Below are 26,269 nucleotides of genomic sequence, written 5' to 3'. Positions count from 1 at the left end.
TGCAATCTCAGGGGGTAGCGACTGGCCTTGGTTTCGGTGCTGACCAGATCAATGGCAGCAGGGTGGGGGCCACGGCGATGCTTGACCAGCTGCCAGCGGCGATGCCGACGGCCAGGGCCAGGGCGAACCAAAACAGGGTGCTGCCGCCGAAGAAAATCAGCCCCAGCAAGGGCAGGGAGGTCGTCAAGGAGGTGTAGAGGGAGCGGGTCAAGGTGGCGGCCACGGCGTCATCGACCTGGTCGGCGACGGGCCGATCGCCCAGGGCCGCCTGCTTCTCGCGGATGCGATCGAACACCACCACCGTGTCGGTAACGGAATAGCCCGCCACGGTCAGCAGAGAGACGGCGAACAGCGTATCGACCTCGATGCCGCCGATCAGCCCCAGCCAGGCGAACAGGCCGCAGGTGATCAGGACGTCGTGGGCCAGGCAGAGCAAGGCCAGGAAGGCGTAGATGCGGTCGTAGCGGAAGGTGATGTAGAGGGAGATGAGCAAAAAGCTCACCAGCAACGATTGAATGCTGCTGGTGAGAATCTGGGCCCCGAGCGTGGGCCCGATGGTGTTCACCTGGGTGCCCTTCGTTGACAACGGGCCGAGTCGTGGCTTGAGCCCCTCGATCACCGCGTTGGTCTGGTCCGGGGAAAGGGCGCTCAGCCGCAACAGGACGGTCTCACCCTTGTCGAGCAGCTGCACCGAGGCGCCCGCCAGATTGGGAACAGAGCCTTTCTCGCCGGGTGGCAACGTGATCCGCTCGAGATCCCCGCGCAGCTGGCTGGCCTGGAGGGCGCCGCAATCGGCCCCGCAGCGGCGCTCAAGCTGAATCTGCGTCCCTCCGGTGAAATCGAGGCCCGGCTTGAGGGGGGCGCCGATGGCCGGGTTGATCCAACAGAGCCCCATGCCCACGACGCTCAGCAGGCAGGCCACACCAGAGATCCACCAGCACAACACCCGGTGACGGTTGATGCGGAAGCGGGGCTGGATCGGTGCCGAGGCGGGACGCACGGGGACGGAAGAAACCATGGATCAGGCGGCTCCACCGGGGAGCTGGCGGACGGGGATGAAGTAAGGCAACCGGCGCATTGCCTGGTAGCTCATCAGCAGGCGTAAGAGGGTGCGGGTGCAGCTGAGGGCGGTGAACAGGCTCAGCAGCACCCCAATGCCGAGGGTGACGGCAAATCCTTTCACCAGGCCGGTGCCCAGCGCGAACAGGGCGATACAGCTGATCAGGGTGGTGACGTGCCCGTCGAGGATCGAGGAGAAGGCCAGGGAAAAGCCCGTATCGATCGAACGGATCAAGGTGTTTCCGCCTCGGAGTTCCTCCTTCACGCGCTCGAAGATCAGCACGTTGGCATCCACCGCCATGCCGACACTGAGGATGAAACCGGCGATGCCCGGCAGCGAGAGAGTGACGGGAATCAGGGCGTAGATCGCCAGGTTGAACAGGGCATAGAGGCTCAGGGCCACCACCGCCACCAGGCCTGGAAGCCGGTAAACCACCACCATGAAAACGGCCACCAGGGCCAAACCGGAGAGGCCGGCCAGCAGGCTGGAGCGGATGTTCTCAGCCCCCAGCGAAGGGCCCACCGTGCGAACTTCGATGATCTTGACCGGCAGAGGCAGGGAGCCGCCGCGCAGCTGCACCTCCAGATCCCTGGACTCCTCAGCCGTGAAGTTGCCCGTGATGCTGGCCGAACCGCCACTGATGCCGGCCACGGCGAATTCCTGGCCCACGCTGGCTTCGCTGATCGAGCGGCCATCGAGCACGATCCCCAGCAACCGGCCTGTGCCGGCGATCGATTTGGTGAGCTCGGCGAACTTGCGGCCCCCTTCCTGGTTGAAGGAGAGGGTGACCTCCCAACCCTGGCCGCTCTGCTGCTGCTGGCGGCCGGCTGTGACCAGATCCTTGCCGGTGAGCAACGGTGGTTCGTAGAGGGCGATGATTCGCCCGTTGACCTCCTTCAGCAGAGCTTCGAGCTGGTCGGCTTCGCTGCTGCCGTCTGGGAGATTGAGGCCCAGGCCGCTGAGGGCCTTGGCACGCTCCTCATCGGAGAGCCGACTGGGGGGCGGTGCGGCCGGTGGGCCGCCTGGCGTTGTCTCCGCATCAAGCTTCTTACGGCCCTTGACCAGGGCCAGCACCGATTGGGCCTGGCGCTTGAGTTTCAGCAGCCCCTGCATGTCGCCCTCGGTGCCGGGCTTCTGGGCGCGGAACTCCAGCAGGGCCGTGGTGCCGAGCACCTTGGCGGCGCGGCTCGGGTCCTGCTCGCCGGGGAGCTGCAGCACGAGTTGGTTGTCGCCCACGGTCTGAAGGGTGGATTCGGCCACCCCGAGGCCGTTGATGCGACGTTCGAGGACCTCTTTAACGGCGTCGCGCTGCTCGGGCGTGACCTTGGTGATCGCGCCGGCCGGGCGCACCTCAAGCGTGAGCTGACTGCCACCGCGCAGATCAAGGCCAAGCTGAAGGGGGTAGGCGGCCAGCAGGGCTCCGGCGCTGATGGCCAGGGCCAGGATCAGGGCCAGCCATCCTTGCTGTCGTGCCATTTCAGATCCGCCCGGCCTTGAGTTGGCGAGCGGTTTCGACGATCTGATGGGGCTGAATGATTGTCAGATTTTCCAACTTGCCGTTGTAGGGGGTGGGGATGTCCTGGCTGGAGAGGCGCACGGGACGGGCATCGAGATCATCGAAACACTGCTCCGTGATCAGGGCGATCAGTTCGGCGCCGATGCCACCGGTCTTCATGCATTCCTCCACCACGATCACTTTGTGGGTCTTGCGGATCGACTTGCTGATCGTTTGCATGTCAAATGGCTTGAGGCTGATCAGATCAATCAGCTCCACATCGATGCCTTCGGCTTCCAGTTGCTCCACGGCCTTGAGGCAGTGGTGGCGCATGCGCGAGTAGGTGAGGATCGTCACGTCCTTGCCCTCGCGCACCAGATCGGCCTGATCAAGGGCGCAGACGTAATCGCCCTCGGGCAGTTCCTCACTGAGGTTGTAGAGCAGCACGTGCTCGAAGAACAGCACCGGGTTGTTGTCGCGGATCGCCGCCTTCATCAGCCCCTTGGCGTTGGTGGGGGTGCTGACGGCCACGATCTTGATGCCGGGCACGGCGTGGAAGTAGGCCTCCAGGCGCTGGCTGTGCTCCGCACCGAGTTGGCGGCCCACACCTCCGGGACCGCGGACCACGGTGGGAATGGTGAAGTTGCCGCCGCTTGTGTAGCGGAGCATCCCCATGTTGTTGGAAATCTGGTTGAAGGCCAGCAGCAGAAAGCCCATGTTCATGCCCTCCACGATCGGGCGTAGGCCCGTCATCGCCGCGCCCACGGCCATGCCGGTGAAGCTGTTCTCCGCGATCGGGGTATCCAGCACCCGCAACTCGCCGTATTTCTCGTAGAGGTCTTTGGTGACCTTGTAGGAGCCGCCGTACTGGCCCACATCTTCGCCGAAGACGCAGACGTAGGGATCGCGGGCCATCTCCTCGTCGATGGCGTCCCGCAGGGCGTTGAAGAGAAGAGTCTCGGCCACGGTGGAGGATCGACCGGCCAGGGCCGGGGGCTGTTCTGGCCAGGCCAGAGGTCTCGCCAACTTATCTCAGTCGGTCGCTGGTGCTGCCGGCTCCTCCGGCTGCCAGCCGGGCATCAGGCTGCGGAAGAACGTGACCAGCAACCCCAGGCCCACAAAGGCGAAGGTGAAGATGGCCAGAAAGCTCATGCCCAGGATCAGCGTCTTCATGAACGTGGCGATGCTCTGGGCGAAGCGCGCGTCGTAGTGGGGCGGGTGATCGGCGTAGTAGCCCAGCAACCGGTAGGAGAGCTGAAGCGCCAGCCAACCGAGGGCGAAGCTGGTGATGGAGCCCGACAGGAAGCTGAGTGGCCCCTTGCGGCGCCGGACGGGGGTCCCAGCTGCCCCCGCTGGAGCCACCGGCGGGGGCGTGTCGCCTGGGGAGCCCAGTGGGCCCTCGGGCTTCGGGGAGGAGATTTCAGCCATCAGCCAAGCCTGACACCGGAGCCGCTGAAGCGGCAGCACCAGGCCTCGAACCCCCCCCGCTCCAGGGCGCCGGCCAGCTGAGCGCCGGCCGCCTCGGCCATCTCCAGGCTGGGGAACAGGGCAAACAGGCTGGGCCCCGACCCGCTCATCGCCACGGCCATCGTCCCCGGAGCGTCCCGCAGCAGCGCCAGCCCAGAGCGCACGCTGGCCTGGTCCGGCTCCACCACGGCCTGCAGGTCATTGCGCAGGGGTGGCAGGGGCAGGGCGCGCACCCCCGCCAGGGCGGCCCGCAAGGCACCCGCGCGCAACACCGCCCGGCGCTGCTCGAAATCAACCTCGCGCTCCAGATAGAAATCCCCGCGCAACGCCTTGCAACGCCCGTAGGCCCAGGGGGTGGAGACGCTGGCTGAAGGATCCTTGATCAACAACACCCCCCAGGGCGGGGGCGCCTCCAGGGGCAGCGGTTCAAGCCGTTCGCCACGCCCGAAGCAGAACCGGCTGCCGCCCTCCAGGCAGAAGGGCACATCCGACCCCAGCTCCGCCGCCAGCCGGTGCAGCTCCTGGGCGCCCAGGTTCAGATTCCAGAGGCGATCGAGACCCACCAGGGCGGCGGCGCCATCGCTGGAGCCGCCCGCCAGCCCGGCGCCGATGGGAATGCGCTTGCGGAGGCTGAGCTCGGCCCCCAGCCCGGCCTGGCCGCTCCGCTGCCGCAGCAACTCAGCCGCTTTGACGATCAGGTTGTGGCCATCGGTGGGGAGATCCACCCGGTCGCAGCGCAGCCGGATCTGGCCGTCATCGCGGCTGGAGAGCTCGAGGCTGTCCGCGAGATCGATGGTCTGCATCACCATCGCCAGCTCGTGGAAGCCATCGGGCCGCAGACCCAGCACCTCCAGGTGCAGGTTGATCTTGGCCGGGGCCTGGACGCACAGATCAGCCATGGGATGGGGACGGGCCTGCGGTGGCGATGGTGGCGGAGGCCTGATTCAAGCCCGCCGCCAGGGCCACCCAGCGCTCCGCTGCCAGCTCCTGGGGCCGCTGGCGCAGGTCGATGCCGGCCGCCGCGGTGAGGGGCTCCAGGAGATCGGGCGGCAGCAGGCTGGCGAGCGTGTTGCGCAGCATCTTGCGCCGGGCGGCGAATGCGCCCCGCAGCAGCCGTTCCACCTGGGCCGCCAGGGGCGGCTCCAGGCGCTGCTCGCTGGGCAGGGGTTCGAGCGTGATCACCTCCGACATCACCTTCGGTCTGGGCTGGAAGCATCGGGGCGGCACCGGGCAGACGGAGCGACAGCGGGCCAGCAACTGCATCCGCACGCTCAGGGCACTGAAGCTGCTGCTACCGGCCTTCGCCCGGATCCGCTCGCCCACCTCCTGTTGCACCAGCAGCACCAGGCGCTCGTACGGGCGCTCGGCCGGTCGATCCAGCCGACCCACCAGCCGCTCCAGCAGCGGGCCGGTGATGTTGTAGGGAATGTTGGCCACCACTTTGTTGGCCTCCGGCAGGGGCAGCGCCAGGGCGTCGCCTTCGGTGAGCTCGAAGCGGGGATCCGCTCCGAAGGCCTGGCGCAGGCCCGCCACCAGATCGCGATCAAGCTCCATGGCCCGCACCAGCGCCGCCGGTGAGGCCAGCAAGCGCTGGGTGAGGGCACCCCGGCCCGGGCCCACTTCCAGCACCCTGTCGCCGGCCTCCAGCCCGGCCGCCGCCACGATCCGGTCCAGCACCGCTGGATCGATCAGCCAGTGCTGACCAAAGCGTTTGCGGGCCCGGTGGTCCGCGAAGGTCATTGGTGGCGTCGCACGGTCCCCCACCTTGCCGCCCCGCTCACTCCAGCCGGAACCAACGCACCGGTCCCAGAGCCGGTGGCAGGGGCACCAGGGCCGCCACCCATTCCAGCTGGGCCCCGCTCCACTCGGGATGGTCGGCCTGCCAGCACAGCCAGGCGCGCAGCAGCCGCTGGCGCTTGCTGAACCCGAGCGCAGCGGCCCCCCAGCCATCGGCTCCCGCCCGGCTCCGCCCTTTGACCTCCACGAGCAGCAGGCGGCCGGGTTTAGCCACAAGCAGATCCAGCTCCCCCCAACGGCAGCGCCAGTTGCGGCTCACCAGTCTCCAGCCTGCGGCCTCCAGCTGGCCGAGCGCCCAGTCCTCGGCCCAGGCGCCCGATCGCTGTTCAGGGCTGGTTCCCATGGCACCGCAGCTGTTGCTGACAGAGTTCCCCGCGGTGACCGTGATTAGGGTTCAAGCAGCTGCCCCAAGCGCCATGGCTGTTCCGCTGGCTTCCCTGCCCGCTCGCCTGCTGGCCCCGCTGCTGGCCTGGCTGCTCTGGTGGATGCCGGGCCTGGGCGCACCGGCCTTCGCCGCCATGGACTACGCCAAGCAGGTGCTGATCGGCCAGGATTTCTCCCACACCGACCTTCGTGAGGTGACCTTCAACCTCACCAACCTGCGCGACGCCGACTTCACGGGTTCTGACCTGCGCGGCGCCAGCCTCTTCGGGGCCAAGCTCCAGGACGCCAGCTTCCGGGGCGCCGACCTGCGCGATACGACCCTGGATTCGGCCATCTTCGAGGGCAGCGATCTCACCGATGCGGTGCTGGAAAACGCCTTCGCCTTCAACACCAAATTCCGTGACGTCACGATCGAGGGGGCAGATTTCACCAACGTGCCCCTGCGCGCCGATGCCCTCAAGACGCTCTGCGCCCAGGCCTCCGGCACGAACCCGGTGACCGGCCGCGCCACCCGCGAGACCCTCGGTTGCGCCTGAGATGAGCTTTGATCCGCGCAGCCTTGAGCGGCTCCAGGAGCTGGGCCGACGCCTGCCCCAGCCGCTGCCGAAGCCCGAGCCCCCGGCCCAGACCCCATCGGCCGCCGCCCCTGCCAGCGAACGGCGTCACCGGGTGGAGACCGAGACCGATCCCGAGGCTCTGTTCCATGAGCTGATGCAGGTGAGCCCGGATGGCACCGTGCCGCCCCATCTGCTCGATCGGCTGCGCCAGGTCGAGGCGCTCAAACGCCCACAGCCCTCCGGCACGCGCCCCTTCGCTCCGCCGGCGGCGAGCTCCGAGGTTCCCCGGCGCAAGGCGGTCCGACCCACCGTGCTGGGGCAACGGGATCCCCGCACCGCCGCCGCGCACCCGGAGCTCTACACAGCCTTCCAGCAGCTGTTGCTGGAGGGCGACGGCGACGACTGAGCACAGCAGAGCGGTATATTTGTACTAGCCTGGGCGCCTGCGGCTGCGTCCCCGATGCTCCTTCCCCTGGTCACCGAAACGGTGGCGGCCGGCTTCCCCAGCCCCGCCGACGACTACATCGACAGCGGCATCGACCTCAACGAACACCTGATCGCCCACCCCAGCAGCACCTTCTTTCTGCGGGTCAGCGGCGAGTCGATGGGTGGTGCCGGCATCCAGCACGGCGACCTGCTGATCGTGGACCGCAGTCTGGAGCCGCGTCCCGGCCGCATCGTGGTGGCGGCCTTCGAGGGGGCCTTCACCCTCAAGCGCCTGGCCTGGCACCGGGGCCGCCTGCGGCTGGAGGCCGCCCACCCCGCCTACCCGCCCATCGAGCTGGAGCTGGAACAGGGCGGCGACGTGCAGATCTGGGGCGTGGCCGTGCATGTGATCCACCCGCTCTGATCCGGCGGAGCCGAGCCGGATTGCCAGGTATCTCCTCGGTGCTGTGGCCCGGTTGAACGCAGCCACCCAGCCACCCCTCAACACCTCACGGAGGCACACGGCTCCGTGAGGTTCACATCGTCCAGGGCGATCTATCCCCCTTGCACGACATCGGCAAGATCGGCATCCCCGACCGCCTCCTGCTCAAGCCCGGAACAGTCGATCCGGAGGAGCGTCAGCGGATGGAGAGCCACGTGGTGGATCTGGGCCTGTCGATCATCGGCAAGAGGCTGGGGGGATTTGCCCTGGAGAATCTGCCCGCCGCCCACATGCTGCTGGCGGTCGTGGGCGGCCACCACGACATGATCGACGGCTCCGGTTGCCCCCCGCGGCCTGCGGGGGGAGCAGATCCCCCTCGCGTCCCGCATCGTCGCCGTGGCCGACGTGCTCGACGCCCTCACCAGCCAGCGTCCCTACAAGCCGGCCTGGTCCGTGGCTGAGGCCTGCGCCGAACTCGACCGGCAGGTGGCTGCCGGTCGAGTTCGATGGTGACTGCGGGGCGGCGGTCAAGCGCCCCATCGACGAACTGATCAGCATCGGCACCCGCCACCAGGACGAGCAGCCGGCCGACTGAGCGCCGCCCCCGCACCACCCGGCAACGACAGCACCGCGCCCGCTGCCGACCAGTACGGATCTACCATTAACTGACTGGAGAGCGATCGGTGGTCAGGCTCCGACAGGCGATCGCCCTGATCGACGGCAACAACTTCTATGCGGCCTGCGAGCAGGCCCTCGATCCGGCCCTGCTGGGGCGGCCGCTGGTGGTGCTCTCCAACAACGACGGCATGGTGGTCTCCCGCAGCGCCGAGGCCCGGCGGCTGGGGATCGCCATGGGCCTGCCCTACTTCAAGCTCCGGCCTGTGCTGGAGCGCCACGGGGTGGCGGTGCGCAGCTCCAACTACGCCCTCTACGGCGACATGAGCCAGCGGCTGATGACGCTGCTGGAGGCGGCCTGCGAGGAACTGGAGGTGTACTCGATCGACGAGGCCTTCGCCCGGCTGCACCGCCCCGCCGGCGGCGACCTGGGCCCCTGGGCCCGGGAGCTGCGCGCCCGCATCCGCCAGAGCCTGGGCCTACCGATCGCCATCGGCCTGGCCTCCACCAAGGTGCTGGCCAAGGCCGCCAACCGGCTGGCCAAGGGCAACCCCGCCCAGGCCGGCGTGCTCGACCTGGGCAGGGCTCCGGGCTCGGGGGAGCTGGAGGATTGGCTGGAGCGGGTGGCGATTGAAGACGTCTGGGGCATCGGCCGCAGGCTCTCGCGCTGGTGCCGCCTGCGGGGGGTCGCCAACGCCCGCCAGATGCGGGACATGCCCAGCGGTGAGCTGCGCGCCCGCTGCGGCGTGGTGGGGGTGCGGCTGCAGCTGGAGCTGCGGGGGATGGCCTGCCTGCCGCTGCAGCAGGGCGTGCCCGCCAAGCAGGAAACCTGCGTGAGCCGCAGCTTCAGCCGGCCCGTGGGGGAACTGGAGGAGCTGCGCCAGGCGGTGGCCAGCTACGTGGTGCGGGCGGCCGAGAAACTGCGGCGCCAGCGCCAGCTGGCCGGGGCGCTCACGGTGTTCGCCCGCACCAGCCCCTTCGCCGACGGCTTCTACAGCCAGGCCGCCAGCGTGCGCCTGCCCCTGGCCAGCCAGGACACCGCCGTCCTGCTGGCCGCCGCCCTGCCCCTGGTGGGGCGCCTGTACCGCCCCCACAAACGTTTCCAAAAGGCAGGGGTGCTGCTGCAGGAGCTGCAGGGGGAGGAGCTGCTGCAGCAGCACCTGCTGGTGCCCCAAAGCCCGGAGCAGCAGGGGCGCCGGGCCGCCCTGATGGAGACGGTGGACCGGCTCAACGGCCGCTACGGCCGGGGCACGGTGCAATGGGCCGCCTGCGGCCTCGATCCGCTCTGGGCGATGAAGCGGGAGCGGCTTTCCGGTGCCGCCACCACCCGCCTGGAGCACGTGCCGGTGGTGTGGGCCTGAGAGACGCCTGGGCCGGCATCAGGCGCGGTTGCGGGGGGGCTCGGGGTGCCCCCGACGCAGCTGCTGGCGCCAACGACCGGCCTGGAGCCAGATCAAGCCAGCGAGAAACGCCACAGCCAAGGAGGCCAGGGCCGCCGGGCTGGCCCCCCACCAGGGCACCCCCACCAGGGCCAGCAGGCCGATCACTGCGGCGATCGGCCGCAGCTGAGCCAGGCGGCGGTCGGCGCCGCGGCAGCTGCGGCAGTGGCGCGTGTGGCTCTCGTAGCGCTCCAGCAGGGGCGTCTCCCCCAGGCGCTCGGGCAGGGGCGCCTCCACGAAGGGCCCGCCGCCCACGGCGCTCACCCAGTCATGGAGGGCGCACACGTAGGTGTCAGCGCGGGTGGGCAGGTGACAGGCGCGCACCAACTCCTTGCCGCCGCCGCGTTCCTCCAGCACACGCTCCTGGGCATGCAGGAACAACTGGTCGTCTTCGAGCACCACGTGATTCGCCAGATGCTGCAACCACTCGGGGCGCAGGTTGATCAGCCGCCCCGGCCAGGGGGAGCCGAAACGGAAGGGCAGACGCACGAGCAGGCGGCACTGCCCGCGCCGGATCGGCGTGGCATAGACGACCGTCTGAAAGCGGAGTGCTCCTTTGCCCTGGAGGTCATGGACCATCAGGCAGGGGCCGGTAAACACGGTGCTCTGGCTGCCGAGGCTGCCCTGGCGGGGGCCCTCCGGCCAGACCCCGGTGAACCCCTCGGGGCCGCTGGAGGTGAGCTCCAGGGCCACCGGCCCCGCCGATTCACGCTTGCCGACGGTGGCGTGGTGGGTGAAGGGCACATGGCTGACGTCCAGCACGTTCTCCAGCAGCGTCAGGGCGTCGTAGGGGAGATCGCGGAAGGAGTCCTGAACGGTCCAGCTGCCCGGGTCGTCCTCAAGCCAGGGCAACAGCGGCAGTGGAACGCTGGCGGCCTCGGCGGGATCGCCGGCGAAGACGAACAGCAGCCCCTGGCCGGTGGCGGTGGCATAGGGGCGGCAGCGGCTGCGGGGGGTGTCGAGGCTGATGCCGGGGTCGGCCTGGGGAATGGCGGTGCAGTGGCCCTGACCGTTGAAACTCCAGCCGTGGTAGGGGCACTCCAGCTCGCCGCGGTCATTGAGGCGTCCCTGGGACAGGGGCACCAGCCGATGGGGACAGACATCGGCGAAGGCACGCCACTGACCGGCGGGGGCCTCCGGGCTCGCCTGGCGATCGAACCAGAGCACCAGGTCATCGCCGAGGAGGGTGAAGGCGCTGGGGCGATCGGGCTGCAGATCCTTGACGAACGCCACCGGGTACCAGCTGCGGCGCCAGATCGTCGCATCGGCAACGGAGCTCATCACCGGAAGGGGGCGGGGGGCTCTGATGCTGGCAGGAGCCTGGGGTGAACGCGTCGGGGCCCTGGGGGACCGCCCTTGATTCAGAGCGGCCTCAACTCGCCTGCCGCACGACTTCCTCCAGCCCGGCGCAGCGTTGCTGGTCCAGATGGCGGATGTGCTTGCGCTCGTTGTAATAGAGCTCCTGGAACCGCAGGGCATCGCCGTTGAGCGCGCTGAACATGGCGGCAATGCGCGATTCCATGTCGAGGCCCACCGCCGTCAGCGCCTCCGCAGCCGATGGCCCTGGGGCGGCCAGGGCCGATTCGGTGGGGTCCTGGCGCTCCTGCTCCAGCAACTGGGCAATGCACTGCTCCAGGGTCAAGAGCCGCTGGGAACGCCAGGCATCGAGCAGGTGGCGGCACCGCTTGAGACTGCGCTGGCGCTCCAGGGTCGCCGTGGTGCCGCGCAGCTGCAGAAGCGGCTGGGCGAGGCCCATGCGCTGCAGTTCACTGGGCTCCAGCAGTGGGGTGAGCCGGTTGAGCAGGGCGCTCTCCTCCACCAGCAGCCGGTCGGTGAGCAGCCGGGGCAGATCCAGATCCGCCAGGTCGGTGCCGGGATCGGTTCCACGGTTGACAGCCTCCAGGCGGCCGGCGCCGAGGTTGTCTTCCTCGATCTCGCTGAGGGTGGCCCAGAGCAGGCGGTGGTGCTGGAGCGCGAATTCATCGAGCTCCCGACGGCGCAACTCGCTGCGGATCGCCCCGCGGTAGGGACCGCAGTGAAGGTAGAGGCGGAGCAGCTCCGCCTCAGCCCGCTCCCGTTGGCCGATCTCGCCAGGCTGCTCCCAGCGGGCGGCGCGGCCATGCCAGCGCTGGCCTTTCACCTGCAGGCGCAGATCGTCTTCGAGCTGGCGGGCGACGCGGGCCTGGCCGCCGGAGAGGCGTTCGGCCACCGTCTGCAGGTAATGGCTGCGCAGGGCGCTCTGGGGCAGCTTGCCCAGCAGGGCCACCAGGGCCTGCACCGCCTGCTGGAACTGGTCGGCCCTGGCCAGGTCCTTGCCCTCAAGGGCCTGCTCGATCTGCCAGTCGAGCCACTGGGGTGCCTGCTCCAGCAGGGCGCGATACTCCCCGGCTCCATGGTCCTTGAGGAACTCATCGGGGTCCTTGCCGGCGGGCAGCTGCAGCACCCGCAGCTCCACCTGCCCCTGCAGGGCCAGCTGCTCCACCTCGCCGATCGCCCGCTGGGCCGCCCGCACCCCCGCCCCGTCGGTGTCGAAATTGAGCACCAGCCGGCGGCTGTCGCAGCAGCGGCAGAGCTGGGTGATCTGCTGGCTGCTGAGGGCGGTGCCCAGGGCCGCGACGGCGTTGGTGATGCCGGCGGCGTGCAGGGCAATCACATCGAAGTAGCCCTCCACCACCACCGCCTGGTCATCCTTGCGGATCGCACTGCTGGCGCGATCGAGCCCGAACAGATGCTTGCCCTTCTCGAACACCTCCGTCTCCGGGGAGTTGAGGTATTTGGGCTCACCACCATCGAGGCTGCGGCCCCCGAAACCGATCACCCGGCCCTGGCGGTCACGGATCGGCACCATCACCCGGTGGCGGAAGCGGTCGTAGAAACCCCGGCCGTTCTCGCCCGACTGGCCCTTGCGCGGCACCACCAGACCGGCGGCCTCCAGCAGCTCAGGACTGAACCCCTCCACCTGCTGCAGGTGGCTCAGCAGCCCATCCCAGCGCTCGGGGGCGTAGCCCAGCTCGAAGGCCTCCAGGGTGGTTTCGCTCAGGCCCCGCTGCTCCTTGAGGTAGGCCAGGGCGCCGGCCCCCTCGGGGCTGCGCAGCTGGGCGCGGAACCAGCCGCTGGCCAGGCCCAGCACCCGGTGCAGCTGCTCCTGACGCGAGAGCTGCTTGCGCAGGCGCTCCTGCTGGGGGCCGTCGAGGGTTTCCACCGGCAGCTGGTACTTGCGCGCCAGCTCCAGCACCACATCGCTGAAGCTGTGGTGTTGCAGTTCCATCAGGAACTTGATCGCGTTGCCGCCGGCGCCGCAGGAGAAGCAGTAGTAGAACTGCTTGGCCGGTGACACCGTCATCGACGGCGATTTGTCGTCGTGGAAGGGGCAGATCCCCACGAACTCGCGCCCCTTCTTCTTGAGCACCACGTGCTCACCCACCACATCGACGATGTCTGCACGCTCCTTGACGGCATCGATCGTGCGGGGGTGGAGGCGCGGCAGGCTCAAGGGATTGGATCCGGCACACCACCTGTGGAGTGGGGTGGGAACCCATTCTGCCCCAGGACACCAGAAGTGGGGAGGGGAGGGTCAGGCCCTGCTGTGGATGCTCGCCAGTGCCCTGGCCTTCAATCTGATGGGCGTCTGCGTCAAGGCGGTGGGCAGTCGCCTATCGGTGGCGGAGGTGGTGCTGGCCCGGGCTCTGGTCAGCGTGCTGCTGAGCTGGTGGCTCCTTCGTCGCCGCCACCTGCCGATCTGGGGTGAGCGCAAGGGCATGTTGATCCTGCGCGGGGTCATTGGCACGGCCGCCCTGGGGTGCGTCTATGGGGCCCTCACCCACCTGCCGCTGGCTTCAGCCACGGTGCTCCAGTACCTCTACCCCACCTTCACGGCCCTGCTGGCCTGGTTGACCCTGCGGGAGCACCTGGCGCCGCAGCTGCTGCTGGCCATGGCCCTGGGCTGGCTGGGGGTGCTGGTGGTGGCCCAACCCAGCTGGCTCACGGGCCAGGCTTCGGCGCTGCCGCTGCTGCCGCTGCTGCTGGGGGTGGCCGGCGCCTTGCTCACCGCCCTCGCCTACGTGAGTGTGAGGGCGCTGGGGCGCAGCGAGCACCCCCTGGTGATCGTCTTCTATTTCCCCCTGGTGGCGATCCCGCTCACCCTGCCCCTGGTGGCCCTGCAACCAGTGCTGCCCACGGCCAGCGAGTTGCTCTGGCTTGTGGGGGTGGGGTTGTTCACGCAGTTGGGGCAGATCGGACTCACCAAGGGGCTGATGGCGCTGCCGGCGGCGCGGGCCACGGCGATGAGCTACGTCCAGGTGGTGCTGGCGGCTCTCTGGGGCTGGCTGTTCTTCGCCGAGCACCCCAACGGCTGGACCGTGCTCGGGGCAGCTCTCGTGCTGGCCGCCACCCTGCTCAGCCTGGGTGCTCCCCCCGCAGGGGCAGGGGGTAGGTCAGCCAGTTCTGGTTGACGCCGTCGCCGCTGCCGCTGGGCCTGGCCAGTCGCCAGCTCTGGCCCTTCTCGCCCCGCTGCAGATAGAGCTCAAAGGGGCTGTCGACGCGAATCGGATCGCCGGCCAGGCGCCAGTCGAAGCGTCCTTCAAGCCGTACACCCCGCTGGTCTCCCATCGCCAGGCCCTCCTGGTGCTCCACACGCACGCGGCTCACGTCCGGCAGGCCCCCAGGCTCGAGGTTGAGGGCCTCGGCGATCGAGCGCTGGGTGAGGGCAATCTGGAGCCCGAGGGCCTGCAGCAACACCCGCTGGGGGGGCTGGGCGAGGCGGTCGCAGCCGCTGAGTGCCAGCAGGGCGCTCAGCCCCAGGGCGAGCAGAACGGAGCGCAGGTGGGCCAGGGTTGGCAGACCGGGCAGCATGGGGGCCGTCTGAGGTCTTCCCATGATCGGCTGGCTGCAAGGGCGACTGGCCGATCGCTGGCAGCAGGGCAGCCGCCACGGCCTGCTCCTGCTCTGCCAGGGGGTGGGCTATGAGGTGCAGATCAGCAGCCGCCACTGGATTGCGTTGCCAGCCTCCGGGGCCGAGCTGACCCTGGTCATTCACCAGGTGATCCGCGAGGACGCCTGGACGCTCTATGGCTTCAGCGAGCGCGGCGAACGCGATCTGTTCCGGGAACTGGTGGCCGTGAGCGGAGTTGGGCCCCAACTGGCGCTGGGCCTGCTGGGGTGCCTGGAGCCCGAGACGCTGGTGCGCGCGATCGTGCAGGCGGACCTGCGCCTGCTCAGCTCGGCCCCCGGCGTGGGCAAGCGCACGGCCGAGCGCCTTTCGGTGGAGCTGCGGGGCAAGCTGGGGGAACGCTTTGCCACCGAGACCTTCGCGCGCGCTCAAGAGATGGATCTTGAGGGCCCCACCCTGCAGGGACCGACGCGGGAGGAGGTTCAGATCACCTTGGGAGCCCTGGGCTACGAGGCTTTGGAGATCAACCGTGCCCTGCGGGGCGTGGGCGCCCAGGGGCTCGAGCCCAGCTCCAGCGCCGATGACTGGCTACGGGAATCACTGCGCTGGCTGTCTCAACCGGCGGCCTGAGGAATCGGGGCGGACGGGGCGGTAAGTTGTTGGTTTGCTCCGTCAGGGCCAGACGCCGCGCATGCCTCTCGACACCACCAAAAAGCAGGAACTCATCAACATCCACCAGACCCACGGAACCGACACCGGTTCAGCGGAAGTCCAGGTGGCGATGCTGAGCGAGCGCATCACCCAGCTCACCGGGCACCTGCAACAGAACAAGCACGATTTCTCCTCCCGCCAGGGTCTGCTCAAACTGATCGGCCGCCGCAAGCGCCTGCTTGCCTACCTGCGCTCGATCAGTGAGTCGCGCTACAGCACCCTGATCAAGTCCCTCGGCATCCGGGGCTGAAGCCGGCCATGGGACGCCAGCGCAGCAAGCAGGGCGGTGGAGCTGCCCCCTCAGGCAACAAGGCGTCCCGCTCCGCCCAGGCGAGCTCGGTCAAGACCGCCTTTGGCCGCTCGGTTTCCACCGAGGCAGGCCCCCCCTCCCCGGTCCAGGGCATTCCAGCGGTGGTGGCTCAGCGCATGGTGCGTCGCATTGCCCTGGCCACCGGTCTTCCCACCACGCTGGGCATGGGGGTGTTCGTGGTCAGTTACATGCTGGTGAGCAAGGGCCTGCTCGACATCCCCCCCGGCCTCACCTTGGTGAGCTCAGGGGGCTTGTTTCTGCTGGGGCTGGTGGGCCTCAGCTACGGCGTGTTTTCCGCCAGTTGGGAAGAGGCCCCCGGCAGCCTTCTTGGTTTCGAGCAGATCAACGTCAACCTCGCGCGCCTGCGCTCCAGCGGACGTGCTTGAGCCCCGGGGATTTAGGCTGAGAGCGGTGCACTCAGCCGGGCTGTGAAGGCCGCCTGGGCGAGGGTGCCCATGGCGGCCCTGGCGTCGTTGACACAGAACTGATGGCCCAGGCGGACGTAGCGGGTTTCAGCGTCGCGGCGCACCAGTGCCACCACGGGCACCCGCCGGCCCGCCTGATCCAGTTCGTTGCGGTGCAGCGTGAGACACTCCCTGAGCCGGTGCTGCACGGCGATGTCGTTGGCCTGCTCGGCCAGCAACTCCACCAACAGCACCTGAAGGTCGTCAATGGCGCGGCAGTCGTCAACAATCAGCTGCACGCGATCATCGCGGCGATCGACGCTCGCCCAGATCATCAAGCGCGCATCCACCATCAGGTGATCCGCCAGGCGGGCGTAGGTCTTGGGAAAGACCACCGCCTCGCAACTGCCGCTGAGGTCCTCGAGTTGCAGCACCGCCATGCGATCGCCCTTGCGCGTGTTGACCTGGCGCAGCTCCGGCACCATCGCCACCACGCTGACGCGGGCCTTGTCGGGCTGTTCCTCCAGGCTGGCCAGGCCGATCGGCGCGAGAAGGCGCACCGGACGGGTGAGTTGCTTGAGCGGGTGATCGGAGAGGTAGAAACCGACCAACTCCTTCTCCAGTCGTAATTTCTCGTTCGGGGGGTAATCGCTCACCGGAGCCGCCCTGGGGGCTGTGCTGATATCAGCCAGGGCGGCGGGACCCGCCTCAGTGGGGGCGGCCGCCGCGAAGAGATCGAACAGGTTGCCCTGGCCACTGGCGCGGTCCTTGGCGCGGGAGCTGGCCCAATCGAGGATCAGATCGAGATCAGCCATCAGCTGGGCGCGGTTGGCGTTCGGCTCAAGGTTGTCGAGGGCACCGCAATGGATCAGTGACTCCAGCCCCCTCCGGTTGAGGGCACTGCTGGGGATCCGATCACAGAGGTCAGCGAGGGAGACAAACGGGCCGTTGGCCCGCTCCTCGATCAGGGTGCGGATGGCGCCATCACCGAGGTTGCGTACGGCGGAGAGGCCAAACAGGATGCGTCCACCGGTGGGGGTGAAGTCGATGCCGGAGGCATTGAGGTCCGGTGGCGTCACTTCGATGCCCATGGCCTGGCAGTTGGCGATGTAACGCTGCACCTTGTCGGTGGCGCCGGCATTGACCGTGAGCAGGGCGGCCATGTAGGCCACCGGATAGTGGGCCTTGAGATAGGCGGTCTGGTAGGTGAGCGCGCCATAGGCGGTGGAATGACTCTTGTTGAAGCAGTACTCGGCGAACAGCACCATCTGCTCGAACAGCCCCTCCGCCACCCGCTGATTGACACCACGGTCGGTGGCCCCTTGCACGAACAGGCTCTGGTGCTTTTCCATCTCGCTTTTCTTCTTCTTGCCCATCGCCCGCCGCAGCAGGTCGGCCTCTCCGAGGGAATAGCCGGCCAGATCCTGGGCGATGCGCATGATCTGCTCCTGGTAGACCATGATTCCGTAGGTTTCCTTGAGAATCGGCTCCAGGGCCGGACAGGCGAAATCGATCGCTTCGCGGCCGTGCTTGCGGTTGATGAATTTGGGGATCAAACCGGCATCGAGGGGGCCAGGCCGGTAGAGCGCCAGGATTGAGGAGATGTCTTCGAGGGAGGAAGGCTTGAGGTCGCGCACGATTTGGCGCATACCGCTTGATTCGAGCTGGAAGATGCCTTCGAGGTCGCCACGCGCAAGCAGGGCAAAGGTGCTCTCATCTTCCGGGGGTAGGCGATCGGGATCGATTCGCTCACCGATCTGCTCGCGCACCAGCTCGACGGTTTTCTCGATCATCGTGAGGTTCTTCAGTCCCAGGAAGTCCATCTTCAGGAGGCCCATCGCCTCCACGTCTTCCATGAAGTACTGGGTGATCACCTGGCCGTCGTTGTTGCGTTGCAACGGCACCAGTTCATCGAGGGGTTCGGCGGCGATCACCACTCCCGCCGCATGCACCCCGAAGGTTTTGTTGGTGCCCTCGATGCGCCGGGCCATGTCGACCCAGCGGCGCACGATCGGATCGTTCTCGTACTTCTCTCGGAATTCCGGAGCCGGGGAATCGGCCCCGATCATCTGGGCCAATTTGGCGGGCTTGCCGCGCACCACCGGAATCAGCTTAGCCAGGCGATCGGCATCGCCGTAGGGAATGTCGAGCACCCGGGCCACATCCTTGAGCACCGCCTTGGAGGTCATGCGGTTGAAGGTGATGATCTGGGCGACCTTGTCTTCGCCGTAGCGTTTGGTGACGTAGTCGATCACCTCTCCGCGACGCTCGATGCAGAAATCGGTGTCGATGTCAGGCATCGACTTGCGTTCGGGGTTGAGAAAGCGCTCGAACAGCAGCCCGTTGCTGACCGGATCGATGTTGGTGATTCCCAGGGCGTAGGCCACCAACGACCCCGCCGCCGAGCCCCGACCGGGACCAACGGGGATCCCGTTGTCGCGGGCGAAGCGGGTGTAATCCCACACCACCAGAAAGTAGGTGGGGAAGCCCATCTGCTCCATCACCTGCAGTTCGAAAGCCAGTCGCTCGGCGTAGAGCGGCTCGATCGGAGCGGTGGCGGAGAGCTCAAGCCGCTGGCGCAATCCGAGTTCGGCCACCTCACTGAGATAACTGACCGGCGTGTGGCCTTCGGGGATCGGGAAGCGCGGCATCTGGTAGCGGCCCAGGATGTCGTAGGCCTCGACCTTGTCGGCCACCTTGACCGTGTTGGCCATCGCTTCAGCCAACACATCCGGTTCGAGGTGATCGGCAAACAACCGCCCCATCTCCATCTCGCTCTTGATGTATTCGGTGCCCGTGTAGCGCAGGCGTTTGACATCACTGACGAGCTTGCCGGTGAGGACGCAGAGCAGGGCGTCGTGGGCCTCCACATCGGCGCTGCTGAGGTAATGGGCGTCGTTGGTGGCAATCAACGCGATCCCCAACTCCCGGGCGATGCGCACCATCTCCACGTTGACGATCCGGTCCTCCGGGGAGCCGTGGTCCTGGATCTCCAGGTAGAAGTCGTCGCCGAAGCGCTCCTGGTACCAGCGGGCCACCTCCCGGGCCACCTCGGGGCGGCTGTGAAGAATCGCCTGGGGAATCTCACCGCCGAGGCAGGCGGTGGCCAGGATCAGCCCCTCGCTATGGCGCTCCAGGGTGGCCTTGTCGATGCAGGCGCGCGCGAAAATGCCACGCCCACGCATGCCGCGCAGGTGGCTGATGCTGGTGAGCTTCACCAGGTTGCGGTAGCCGGTGACGTTCTTGGCCAGCACCACCAGGTGGTATCGGCGCTCACCTTTAACCCAGGGATCGTCGATCGAGCCGTTGATCACATACATCTCATTGCCGATGATCGGCTTGATGCCGGCCTTCGTGCACAGCTTCAGGAGCTCAATCGCGCCATACATCACCCCGTGGTCGGTGAGCGCCAGGGCGGGCATGCCCAACTCCACGGCGCGCTCCACCATCGCCGGCAGCTGGCTGGCCCCATCCAGGAGGCTGTAGTCGCTGTGGTTGTGGAGGGGAACGAAGGCCAAGGGGGCGGCGAGGCGATCTTCAGCCTAAGGGCTGAAACACTAGATCAAGGCATTTTCTGGGGCTTGACCAGCAATGCACACCAGATCTGGGGGGCCAATGGACGGCTAGATGACGACGAACTGAGCGCTGCTGAGCGCCAGGCCTGGCGTCAACTGCGCAAACGCGATCGAGGCCCCGGCGCCGTTGCCATCGGCGTCATAGGAGAGCAGACCGCTGGCGCTGTCATACAGCAGGCACTGGGCGCTGGTGGTGGCGGAAGCTCCGACAGCAAAGGCAGCCGGATCAAAGGCGCCGGCTCCTGCAAAAGCCGTGAACACGGAGTTTTCCAGCTCGATGCTGTCGCCTTGGGCGACGGAGAAATCCGTGATCGTGTCGCGGTTGCTGGCGGCATTGAGCGGATCTGAGAAGCGGAATCGATCGGCACCGCTGCCACCGGTGAGACTGTCGTTGCCACCGCCGCCGGTGAGGAGATCAAGGCCGGAACCGCCGATCAGGGTGTCTTTGCCGCCGCCGCCAATCAGCGTGTCGTTGCCGGATCCGGCGTTTAATGCCACCGGTCCGAGGGTGAAGGCGCTGGCGTCAAAGCGGTTGGAGCCGGAGTAGCCGATCAGTTGGGCCTGGTCAATGTCCTGGAGGCTGTCGGTACCCAGGCCGGTGAGTTGGCTGTTGGTGAGGGTGAAGTCGGCATCTCCGCGGGCGCGCACGCAGTCGCTGCCGGTGGCACGGCCAATGTAGATATCGTCGCCGGCCTTGCCTTCGTAGATGACAAGCGCGCCGGTGAAGCCCGAGCCGTCCAGGGTGTTGGCGCCGGGGCCGCCGATCAGCAGGGCGTCTTCGATGCCGTCGAAGCTGTCGGTTCCCAGGCCGCTCAACTGTTTGGCTGTCAGGGTGAAGTTGGTGTCGCCGCGCCCGACGATGCGATCGCGCCCGGCCCCACCGCTCAGGATGTCGTCGCCAGAGCCGCCCTCAAGGTGGTCGTTTCCGTGGCCACCACGCAGCGTGTCATCGCCGCTCTCGCCGTAAAGGAAGACGCTGCCCTGGGTGAAGGCGGAGGCATCCAGGGTGTTGGCGCTGCCATCGCCGATGAGCTGGGCCTGATCGATGTTCAGGAGGCTGTCGGTGCCCTGGCCCGTGAGTTGGCTGTTGGTGAGGGTGAAGTTGACATCTCCGCGGGCGCGCACCCGGTCGAGGCCGCCGGTGCGGCCGATCAGGGTGTCGTCGCCACCGCCGCCTTCGAGGATGGTCAGGGCTCCGGTGAAGGCGGAGACATCCAGCGTGTTGGCACTGGACCCACCGATCAACACGGCCTCGTCAATGGCTGTGAGCTGGTCGGTGCCTTGGCCGGTGAGTTGGCTGTTGGTGAGGGTGAAGTCGACATCTCCGCGGGCGCGCACCCGGTCGAGGCCGCCGGTGCGCCCGATCAGGGTGTCGTCGCCACCGCCGCCTTCGAGGATGGTCTGGTGACCGGTGAAGGCGGAGACATCCAGCGTGTTGGCGCTGCCCCCCCCGATGAGAATCGCGGCATCGATGCCGATCAAGGTGTCGATGCCATTGCCGATCAACTGTCTGTCGCTGAGGGTGAAGTCGCTGTCGGCTTGGCTGCGGACCCAGTCGTAGGCGACACCACCCACAAGGGTGTCGTTGCCGCCTCGGCCGTCGAGAATGGTGTGACTGCCAGTGAAGCCGGTGACATCCAGGCGGTTGTTGCCTTGCCCGCCAATGAGGTAGGCGATGTCCATGCTGGTGAAGCTGTCCGTTCCATTGCCGGTCAACTGGGTGGCACCCAGGGTGAAGTTGGTGTCGCCGACTTCGACGAGGGCGTCGCAGCCAATCCCGCCTGTGAAGGTGTCGTTGCCAGGCCCACCGGTGAAGCGGCAGGTGCCGGCCTCCCTGGGGCCGATCAGGTGGTCGTCGCCCGCTCCGCCGCTGAGGGCGACGGCCCCGCGGGTGAAGGCAGAAGCATTGAGGGTGTTGTTGCCAGATCCGCCGCTGAGGCTGGCCCGTTCGATGCTGATGAGGGCATCTGTCCCCAGTCCGATGAGTTGAAGATCGCTGAGGGTGAAGTTGACATCCCCTTGTTCCTTAATGCGATCGATGCCATCTCCGCCGTTGAGGGTGTCGTTACCGGCACCGCCGCTGAGAGTATCGTCTCCGGCTAAACCGTTGAGGACATCATTGCCAAAGGTGCCCAAGAGGACGTCATCTCCTGGTGTTCCTACCTGTTCAAAACTGTCGCTGAGGTTGATGGTGAGGGAGGCGGCATCGAAAAGCCCCCCGCTATCAGTAACCGTGACGCTCAGGTTAAAGGTGGGCGTGGACTTGAAGTCGAGGTCATCGCTATCATTGACAATAACTTCCCCGGTTGAACTGTCGATCCCAAAGGCGAATTGACTGTCTCCATCAGGATTGCCGTTGCCCGCAGTAATGGCATAGGTGAGGGTGTCTCCTGCATCGACATCGGTGGCGGTGACGATGCCTACGGCGGTGCCGTTAGCACTGTTTTCGGGTATAGTGAAAGTCGCGTCTTGTGCTTCTGGGCGCTCGTTGCCCGGCTCGTCCACGTTGATGAGGGTGACGGTTACTGGGGCGGTATCGGACAGTCCGTTGGTATCGGTTGCCGTGACTTGGAGATTGAATTGAGGTGTTGTCTCGTAGTCGAGGTCACCGCTGTCGTTGACGGTGATCACTCCGGTGGTGGGGTTGATGGCGAAGGAGAGGTGGTTGTCGCCGTCGGGGTCGCTGTTGCCCGCAGTGATAGCAAAGGACAAAGGAGCTTCACCGCTGGCAATGACGGTTCCGACGAGGGTGTTGGCCGAACTATTCTCAACCAAAGTGAAAGAGGCTGGTTTCACATCGATCCTTCCCGTGTTCCAGAGGATTTGGATAGTGTTATCGCTTCGTGAAACAGCTACATCAGCCCAGCCGTCCTGGTCGAAGTCATCCACAGCGACGCCCCAGGGCTCCGCGGTAAGGACGGTGGAGATGGCCGCGCCAAAATGTCCGTTGCCGTCGTTAAGAAGCAGGTCGACCGATTTGGTGGAGGTGGAGGCAACCACGAGGTCGCTGGCACCATCGTTGTTGATGTCCGCCACGGCGAGATACCCGTCGATACCTCCGACAGTGAAGCTGGCCGTGGAAGGGAAGTTGCCGGTACCGTCCCCGAAGAGGATGGAGATGAGCGCATCCACGTTGCCGCGTGCGGCGATGTCTTTGTGACCGTCGCCATTGAAGTCGGCGGCCACCACATAATGGTGCTGAGGAGATAGGTAAGTTCCTCCCTCCCTGTGAAGGGTGCCTAGCCCGTTGGCGTCGTTGAGAAAGACGAGTACACCACTATAGAGGGCGCCCACGACCACATCCGGTGCGCCGTCCTCGTTGAAGTCGGCCAGATCGAAATACTGCGGGTTCTGGCCCGCCCGATCTGAGTCAGATACTGAGAAGGAACCATTCGCGGCCTGTGTGAGGACGTCCACCGGCCATCCCCCATTGTTGTGACTCACCACGACATCCGGGCGGCCATCACCGTTGAAGTCAGCAATGCCGGCGAACATCGGGTTCGCGCCGCTGGACATGATGATTCCGTTGTCGACGGGCCAGGGGGTGAAGCTGCCGTCGCCAAGGCCCCGGTAGAGCTGGATGTTGCGCCCGATGTAGTGGTCGCCATAGATGGGGATGACCAGGTCGAGGTTGCCGTCCAGGTCAAGGTCGCCAAGGGCGATGGAAGTGGCACCGATGTTCTGGGAGACGGGCCACCAGGACTCCGAGAGCACCGCCTCAGGAGCGAACGACTGGTCGCCGTTGTTGAGGTACAGGCCGGCCGTGCGGTAACCGTGCGCGGCGGCGATATCGGGGTAACCGTCGTTGTTGAGGTCGCCCGTGACGAGGCGGGATGTTCTGTTGCCGGGAGAGCTGGGATCGGCAGCCATCGGCGTGCCAGGGACGAACCCGAACCAACCAGAAGCGCTCGCGCCGAGTGCGCCGCTCAGGCTAGTAACACTGGAGGGGTGCCCACTTCTGATCTCCCCATCGGCGAGTTGGATCTCACCAACGGGCAACGGGGCAAGAGTGGAGGTGGAGACGGCGTTGATCAATGCCATGAACAGATCCTTTGATGGGCCGGCTGCGGTACAGGCAGGTGTCTTCCCCCTCCAGAAGAGTGACTATCTACACTCTATGACTCTCAAAAACTATCAACAAGTCCAGCGAGAAACCGCCTAGAAATGACGAGTATGCTTTTCATCATCAGCTTAATTCACCACAACTGCATTGGCGCTCAGATCTTCATCATTCTTTATACCTGTGTCATTGTTCTGCAGGCAGGAATTCAGGCGACGCTGCTATATCTCCTCGTGGCCCACTCGGCAGGTGCCGCTTGCATTGTATGTAAGTCGTTCACGCAGTTGGTGCAGCCGCTGCTGCGGTGCGCGGTGAGCCGATCGCGCGCGATTTAGCGGACACGGTGCGGTAGGGGTGCAAAGACCGGTCTTGGGCAGCTGGCCTAAGACGCTGACCATGAACAGGCGATAATGGAGGAGGCTGTCAGAGGTGGTGCGATGCACATCCATCCAACCCCTTGCGCACTCTGTAGTAGCACTTCTACGATTAAGCATAGATCCAGGTTTGCCAACCAGAGATCAGAGGGTTTCATGCAGACTCACTCAATTTCAGGGTCCATGACAGGCTGAATACTGAGCCGTTTCGTAGCTTGATTGAACGACGAGGAGATTGAATGCTGCTGTGCACTCAGTAACAACGGATCTGCCTGCAAATCGAACACTTGGCGAGAGATCTCACGGGCCATGGCTTTGAAGGTGACAAAGACAAGACCTTGCATCCCAGCCAAACAACACAAGGCTGAACGAGTCTTCAAGACTTTGCTTGGGGAACAAGCCTACGTGATGCGTTTCGGCGGCACGGCTGCCAGCCGTGACATTATATCTGGCAATCTGCGCATATTAAAGGCGTTGGAGCCTACACAGCCTGGGTTGGCTCTACGCCCAGGAGCAGCTGCTCGCTCAGCGTACGGAATGAACAATATAGCTCTAGGCTATATTCCGGTGGCAAGGCTTCGACTGCTTTCGTATAGAACTAAGTGCCAGCTATCTGAGTATACTTCGCAGCAGGATGACTGGCGGGCACCTCGAAAAATCTACGTCGCTCCCTGACAGACTTTGAAATAAGCAATAGAATTGGTTCAGTTCAACACAGCTGAATGGGACAGCGTGGATTCTGGGATGAGGAGAAGCGCATCCACAGGCTTCAGCAGAAGAAGCCTACGTTAGCGACCCTATCCGAGACGATTCCTTGGGAAGCCTTCAGGCCACTGCTGGAACAGGGTTACAGCCATGAGCGGAAGAGCAATGCTGGCCGGAAGAGGATTGATCCGCTCATCCTCTTCAAGATGCTGGTGCTTCAGCAGCTGTTCAACCTCAGCGATGAGGAGCTGGAAATTCAAGTCAACGACAGACGCTCATTCGAGGAATTTGTCGGACTGGGAGTGATGAACACCATTCCTGATGCCACCACGATTGCCTTCTTCCGCGAGCGACTCCGCAAGGCGGGTGTTATCGATGAGCTCTTTGAACGTTTTGAGGAGCACCCGCAGTCCGAGGGACTGGAGGCCCGCGGAGGGCAGATCATCGATGCAACACTGGTACCTGTTCCCAAACAGCGAAACTCAAGGGAGGAGAACAAGACCATTAAGGATGGAGCCATCCCAGAGAAGTGGCTGGACAAGCCAGACCGATTGCGCCAGAAGGGCACTGACGCCCGCTGGGTCAAGAAGAATGGTATCAGCCATTACGGATACAAGAACAGCATTTGCATTGATGCCACTCACGGCTTCATTCGAAGATTTTCCATTACCCCATTGAACATTCACGACAGCCAGATGCTTACGCAGGTGCTAGACCCTGAGAACAGGGATGACTTCGTCTGGGCTGATTCTGGCTACGCCGGCATGCGGTATGAGGATCTACTGGATATGGCTGGTTTTGAGAGCAGAATTCATGAAAAGGGCTCACGCTGCCATCCCTTGAGCGAAGAAGCCCAAGAGCGCAACAAGGTCCGATCAAGCGTGCGGGCAAGGGTTGAGCACGTCTTTGGTGCAATCACAACCTGCATGCGCGGCAAGCTGACAAGGCGGATTGGATTGGCCAGAACGAGAGCCTGGTGGGTACTGCGTAATCTGACTTACAACTTTCTTCGATACCTGCATTGCAACTCAAAGGCAACGCCGGCTTCCTGATCATTCGACAGGGAGACAAACGATTCCACTTGAAGTAATTGATGCCAGTCGTCAGGAGCATCTGCACGTGCAGAGGATTTCCTTGCGGCTTCTCAATATAGCCTCAAAAGTGGCAATATTTCGAGGTCCCCTGGCATGAGTCTGGAGTTGGTCATGAAGGCGATAGAGACCACGATTGAATCCAGCGACCCGGCAATCCGGCCTCAGCACCCCGTCGCGTCGTCGCCAGCCGCCGAAAGTGTGGTGGTTACCTGCGTTCTGCAGCCAGCTGGTATTGAGATAAACGCGCTCGCTACCACCGGGGGCCACAGCGGTGTAGGCGCCGCGCAGGCCCGGAAGCGCTCCGGCGGGGAGAAGCTCCAGCGCCAGCCCCAGCCCAGCGCCGAGCAGCTGCTCGCGCAGGGCGCCGGCGTTCAGGCTCCAGGTGGAGGCCTCTGTGCCCGCAGCCCCAAACACCTGGTGCAGCAGGGCGTCGTAGGCGCTGGCGTTGGAGGCCCAACCGATCAGG

Annotated in this window: 24 protein-coding genes; 10 read left to right on the top strand and 14 right to left on the bottom strand. The window is 65.8% G+C overall.

What is annotated here, in order from left to right; translation table 11 throughout:
- Positions 1-7: 7 nt before the first annotated feature.
- From secF to KBY88_RS11930, 7 genes are all read right to left on the bottom strand, one after another.
- A complete protein-coding gene (gene secF, locus KBY88_RS11960) occupies positions 8-1,018 on the bottom strand; it encodes a protein translocase subunit SecF (RefSeq protein ID WP_254940169.1) in 1,011 nt (336 codons plus the stop codon).
- A gap of 3 nt (positions 1,019-1,021) precedes the next feature.
- Positions 1,022-2,536, bottom strand: coding sequence for a protein translocase subunit SecD (secD, locus tag KBY88_RS11955; protein ID WP_254940168.1), 1,515 nt, complete (start codon positions 2,534-2,536; stop codon positions 1,022-1,024).
- Between the two features lies 1 nt (position 2,537).
- Positions 2,538-3,521, bottom strand: coding sequence for a pyruvate dehydrogenase complex E1 component subunit beta (locus tag KBY88_RS11950; RefSeq protein ID WP_254940167.1), 984 nt, complete (start codon positions 3,519-3,521; stop codon positions 2,538-2,540).
- A 66-nt stretch (positions 3,522-3,587) separates the two neighbouring features.
- The gene (locus KBY88_RS11945; RefSeq protein ID WP_254940166.1) at positions 3,588-3,983 is read right to left on the bottom strand and encodes a DUF3082 domain-containing protein; all 396 of its coding nucleotides are present in this window, start codon (positions 3,981-3,983) and stop codon (positions 3,588-3,590) included.
- On the bottom strand, positions 3,983-4,921 hold the full coding sequence (ispE, locus tag KBY88_RS11940; protein WP_254940165.1) for a 4-(cytidine 5'-diphospho)-2-C-methyl-D-erythritol kinase: 939 nt from the start codon (positions 4,919-4,921) through the stop codon (positions 3,983-3,985). Before ispE ends, KBY88_RS11945 begins: the two co-directional genes overlap by 1 nt.
- Positions 4,914-5,762: a 16S rRNA (adenine(1518)-N(6)/adenine(1519)-N(6))-dimethyltransferase RsmA gene (gene rsmA, locus KBY88_RS11935; RefSeq protein ID WP_254940164.1), complete on the bottom strand. Its 849-nt coding sequence runs from the start codon at positions 5,760-5,762 to the stop codon at positions 4,914-4,916. The genes ispE and rsmA overlap by 8 nt, the downstream gene beginning before the upstream one ends.
- Positions 5,763-5,799: 37 nt before the next feature.
- Complete coding sequence (locus tag KBY88_RS11930) at positions 5,800-6,162, bottom strand: YraN family protein (protein ID WP_254940163.1); 363 nt, start codon at positions 6,160-6,162, stop codon at positions 5,800-5,802.
- A 73-nt stretch (positions 6,163-6,235) separates the two neighbouring features.
- On the opposite strand from KBY88_RS11930, the gene KBY88_RS11925 reads away from it, so the two are divergent.
- From KBY88_RS11925 to KBY88_RS11915, 3 genes are read left to right on the top strand one after another with little or no spacing between them, the layout of a single operon-like run.
- Positions 6,236-6,739: a pentapeptide repeat-containing protein gene (locus KBY88_RS11925; RefSeq protein ID WP_254940162.1), complete on the top strand. Its 504-nt coding sequence runs from the start codon at positions 6,236-6,238 to the stop codon at positions 6,737-6,739.
- 1 nt (position 6,740) lies between these two features.
- Positions 6,741-7,166, top strand: a complete 426-nt coding sequence (locus KBY88_RS11920) for a hypothetical protein (protein WP_254940161.1) — start codon at positions 6,741-6,743, stop codon at positions 7,164-7,166.
- Between the two features lie 54 nt (positions 7,167-7,220).
- Positions 7,221-7,610: a LexA family protein gene (locus tag KBY88_RS11915; protein ID WP_254940160.1), complete on the top strand. Its 390-nt coding sequence runs from the start codon at positions 7,221-7,223 to the stop codon at positions 7,608-7,610.
- Between the two features lie 131 nt (positions 7,611-7,741).
- Here KBY88_RS11915 and KBY88_RS16300 read toward each other — a convergent pair whose 3' ends face one another.
- Positions 7,742-7,945: a hypothetical protein gene (locus KBY88_RS16300; RefSeq protein ID WP_396103061.1), complete on the bottom strand. Its 204-nt coding sequence runs from the start codon at positions 7,943-7,945 to the stop codon at positions 7,742-7,744.
- Positions 7,946-8,024: 79 nt separating this feature from the next.
- Between KBY88_RS16300 and KBY88_RS16295 the strand changes: the two genes are divergently transcribed.
- Positions 8,025-8,141, top strand: coding sequence for a hypothetical protein (locus tag KBY88_RS16295; protein ID WP_396103059.1), 117 nt, complete (start codon positions 8,025-8,027; stop codon positions 8,139-8,141).
- 170 nt (positions 8,142-8,311) lie between these two features.
- Positions 8,312-9,604 carry a Y-family DNA polymerase gene (locus KBY88_RS11905; protein WP_254940158.1) on the top strand — a complete coding sequence of 431 codons (1,293 nt, stop codon included), beginning with the start codon at positions 8,312-8,314 and terminating at the stop codon, positions 9,602-9,604.
- Positions 9,605-9,622: 18 nt separating this feature from the next.
- On the opposite strand, the gene KBY88_RS11900 is transcribed toward KBY88_RS11905, so the two are convergent.
- Both KBY88_RS11900 and dnaG read right to left on the bottom strand, forming a co-directional pair.
- Positions 9,623-10,963: an aromatic ring-hydroxylating dioxygenase subunit alpha gene (locus KBY88_RS11900; protein WP_254940157.1), complete on the bottom strand. Its 1,341-nt coding sequence runs from the start codon at positions 10,961-10,963 to the stop codon at positions 9,623-9,625.
- A 91-nt stretch (positions 10,964-11,054) separates the two neighbouring features.
- On the bottom strand, positions 11,055-13,175 hold the full coding sequence (gene dnaG, locus KBY88_RS11895; RefSeq protein WP_254940156.1) for a DNA primase: 2,121 nt from the start codon (positions 13,173-13,175) through the stop codon (positions 11,055-11,057).
- 34 nt (positions 13,176-13,209) lie between these two features.
- Between dnaG and KBY88_RS11890 the strand changes: the two genes are divergently transcribed.
- Positions 13,210-14,133, top strand: a complete 924-nt coding sequence (locus tag KBY88_RS11890; RefSeq protein WP_315858129.1) for a DMT family transporter — start codon at positions 13,210-13,212, stop codon at positions 14,131-14,133.
- Here KBY88_RS11890 and KBY88_RS11885 read toward each other — a convergent pair.
- Entirely contained in the window at positions 14,078-14,533 is a 456-nt protein-coding gene (locus tag KBY88_RS11885; protein ID WP_254940155.1) for a hypothetical protein, read from the bottom strand. The genes KBY88_RS11890 and KBY88_RS11885 overlap by 56 nt on opposite strands.
- A 22-nt stretch (positions 14,534-14,555) precedes the next feature.
- Here KBY88_RS11885 and ruvA point away from each other — a divergent pair, with 22 nt between their 5' ends.
- The 3 genes from ruvA to KBY88_RS11870 all read left to right on the top strand — a co-directional run bounded on the left by ruvA (position 14,556) and on the right by KBY88_RS11870 (position 15,977).
- The gene (ruvA, locus tag KBY88_RS11880) at positions 14,556-15,200 is read left to right on the top strand and encodes a Holliday junction branch migration protein RuvA (protein WP_254940154.1); all 645 of its coding nucleotides are present in this window, start codon (positions 14,556-14,558) and stop codon (positions 15,198-15,200) included.
- A 61-nt stretch (positions 15,201-15,261) separates the two neighbouring features.
- Entirely contained in the window at positions 15,262-15,531 is a 270-nt protein-coding gene (rpsO, locus tag KBY88_RS11875) for a 30S ribosomal protein S15 (RefSeq protein WP_254940153.1), read from the top strand.
- Positions 15,532-15,539: 8 nt separating this feature from the next.
- Entirely contained in the window at positions 15,540-15,977 is a 438-nt protein-coding gene (locus KBY88_RS11870; protein ID WP_254940152.1) for a PAM68 family protein, read from the top strand.
- 11 nt (positions 15,978-15,988) lie between these two features.
- On the opposite strand, the gene KBY88_RS11865 is transcribed toward KBY88_RS11870, so the two are convergent.
- Together KBY88_RS11865 and KBY88_RS11860 are read right to left on the bottom strand one after the other, a co-directional pair.
- The gene (locus KBY88_RS11865) at positions 15,989-19,513 is read right to left on the bottom strand and encodes a DNA polymerase III subunit alpha (RefSeq protein ID WP_254940151.1); all 3,525 of its coding nucleotides are present in this window, start codon (positions 19,511-19,513) and stop codon (positions 15,989-15,991) included.
- 105 nt (positions 19,514-19,618) lie between these two features.
- Positions 19,619-23,611, bottom strand: coding sequence for an FG-GAP-like repeat-containing protein (locus tag KBY88_RS11860; protein WP_254940150.1), 3,993 nt, complete (start codon positions 23,609-23,611; stop codon positions 19,619-19,621).
- Between the two features lie 1,115 nt (positions 23,612-24,726).
- Here KBY88_RS11860 and KBY88_RS11855 point away from each other — a divergent pair.
- Positions 24,727-25,761, top strand: coding sequence for an IS5 family transposase (locus tag KBY88_RS11855; RefSeq protein WP_254940149.1), 1,035 nt, complete (start codon positions 24,727-24,729; stop codon positions 25,759-25,761).
- A gap of 51 nt (positions 25,762-25,812) precedes the next feature.
- Here KBY88_RS11855 and KBY88_RS11850 read toward each other — a convergent pair.
- Positions 25,813-26,269: hypothetical protein (locus tag KBY88_RS11850; protein WP_254940148.1), on the bottom strand; the 457-nt coding region annotated here is incomplete at its 5' end.

Origin of the sequence: Cyanobium sp. Morenito 9A2, assembly GCF_024345575.1 — a bacterium.
Lineage (GTDB): Bacteria > Cyanobacteriota > Cyanobacteriia > PCC-6307 > Cyanobiaceae > ATX-6F1.
Note: the sequence above shows the minus strand (reverse complement) of the source record. Positions and strands in the feature narration are given on the sequence as shown.

What these genes read in the sequence shown, in the direction of transcription:
- KBY88_RS11855 (WP_254940149.1), top strand. Translation starts at nt 24,727, where the DNA reads ATGGGACAGCGTGGATTCTGGGATGAGGAGAAGCGCATCCACAGGCTT.
- rpsO (WP_254940153.1), top strand. Translation starts at nt 15,262, where the DNA reads ATGCCTCTCGACACCACCAAAAAGCAGGAACTCATCAACATCCACCAG.
- secD (WP_254940168.1), bottom strand. Translation starts at nt 2,536, where the DNA reads ATGGCACGACAGCAAGGATGGCTGGCCCTGATCCTGGCCCTGGCCATC.
- ispE (WP_254940165.1), bottom strand. Translation starts at nt 4,921, where the DNA reads ATGGCTGATCTGTGCGTCCAGGCCCCGGCCAAGATCAACCTGCACCTG.
- KBY88_RS11900 (WP_254940157.1), bottom strand. Translation starts at nt 10,963, where the DNA reads ATGAGCTCCGTTGCCGATGCGACGATCTGGCGCCGCAGCTGGTACCCG.
- KBY88_RS11860 (WP_254940150.1), bottom strand. Translation starts at nt 23,611, where the DNA reads ATGGCATTGATCAACGCCGTCTCCACCTCCACTCTTGCCCCGTTGCCC.
- KBY88_RS11915 (WP_254940160.1), top strand. Translation starts at nt 7,221, where the DNA reads ATGCTCCTTCCCCTGGTCACCGAAACGGTGGCGGCCGGCTTCCCCAGC.
- KBY88_RS11925 (WP_254940162.1), top strand. Translation starts at nt 6,236, where the DNA reads ATGGCTGTTCCGCTGGCTTCCCTGCCCGCTCGCCTGCTGGCCCCGCTG.
- KBY88_RS11920 (WP_254940161.1), top strand. Translation starts at nt 6,741, where the DNA reads ATGAGCTTTGATCCGCGCAGCCTTGAGCGGCTCCAGGAGCTGGGCCGA.
- secF (WP_254940169.1), bottom strand. Translation starts at nt 1,018, where the DNA reads ATGGTTTCTTCCGTCCCCGTGCGTCCCGCCTCGGCACCGATCCAGCCC.
- KBY88_RS11870 (WP_254940152.1), top strand. Translation starts at nt 15,540, where the DNA reads ATGGGACGCCAGCGCAGCAAGCAGGGCGGTGGAGCTGCCCCCTCAGGC.
- KBY88_RS11945 (WP_254940166.1), bottom strand. Translation starts at nt 3,983, where the DNA reads ATGGCTGAAATCTCCTCCCCGAAGCCCGAGGGCCCACTGGGCTCCCCA.
- KBY88_RS11885 (WP_254940155.1), bottom strand. Translation starts at nt 14,533, where the DNA reads ATGCTGCCCGGTCTGCCAACCCTGGCCCACCTGCGCTCCGTTCTGCTC.
- KBY88_RS11930 (WP_254940163.1), bottom strand. Translation starts at nt 6,162, where the DNA reads ATGGGAACCAGCCCTGAACAGCGATCGGGCGCCTGGGCCGAGGACTGG.
- rsmA (WP_254940164.1), bottom strand. Translation starts at nt 5,762, where the DNA reads ATGACCTTCGCGGACCACCGGGCCCGCAAACGCTTTGGTCAGCACTGG.
- ruvA (WP_254940154.1), top strand. Translation starts at nt 14,556, where the DNA reads ATGATCGGCTGGCTGCAAGGGCGACTGGCCGATCGCTGGCAGCAGGGC.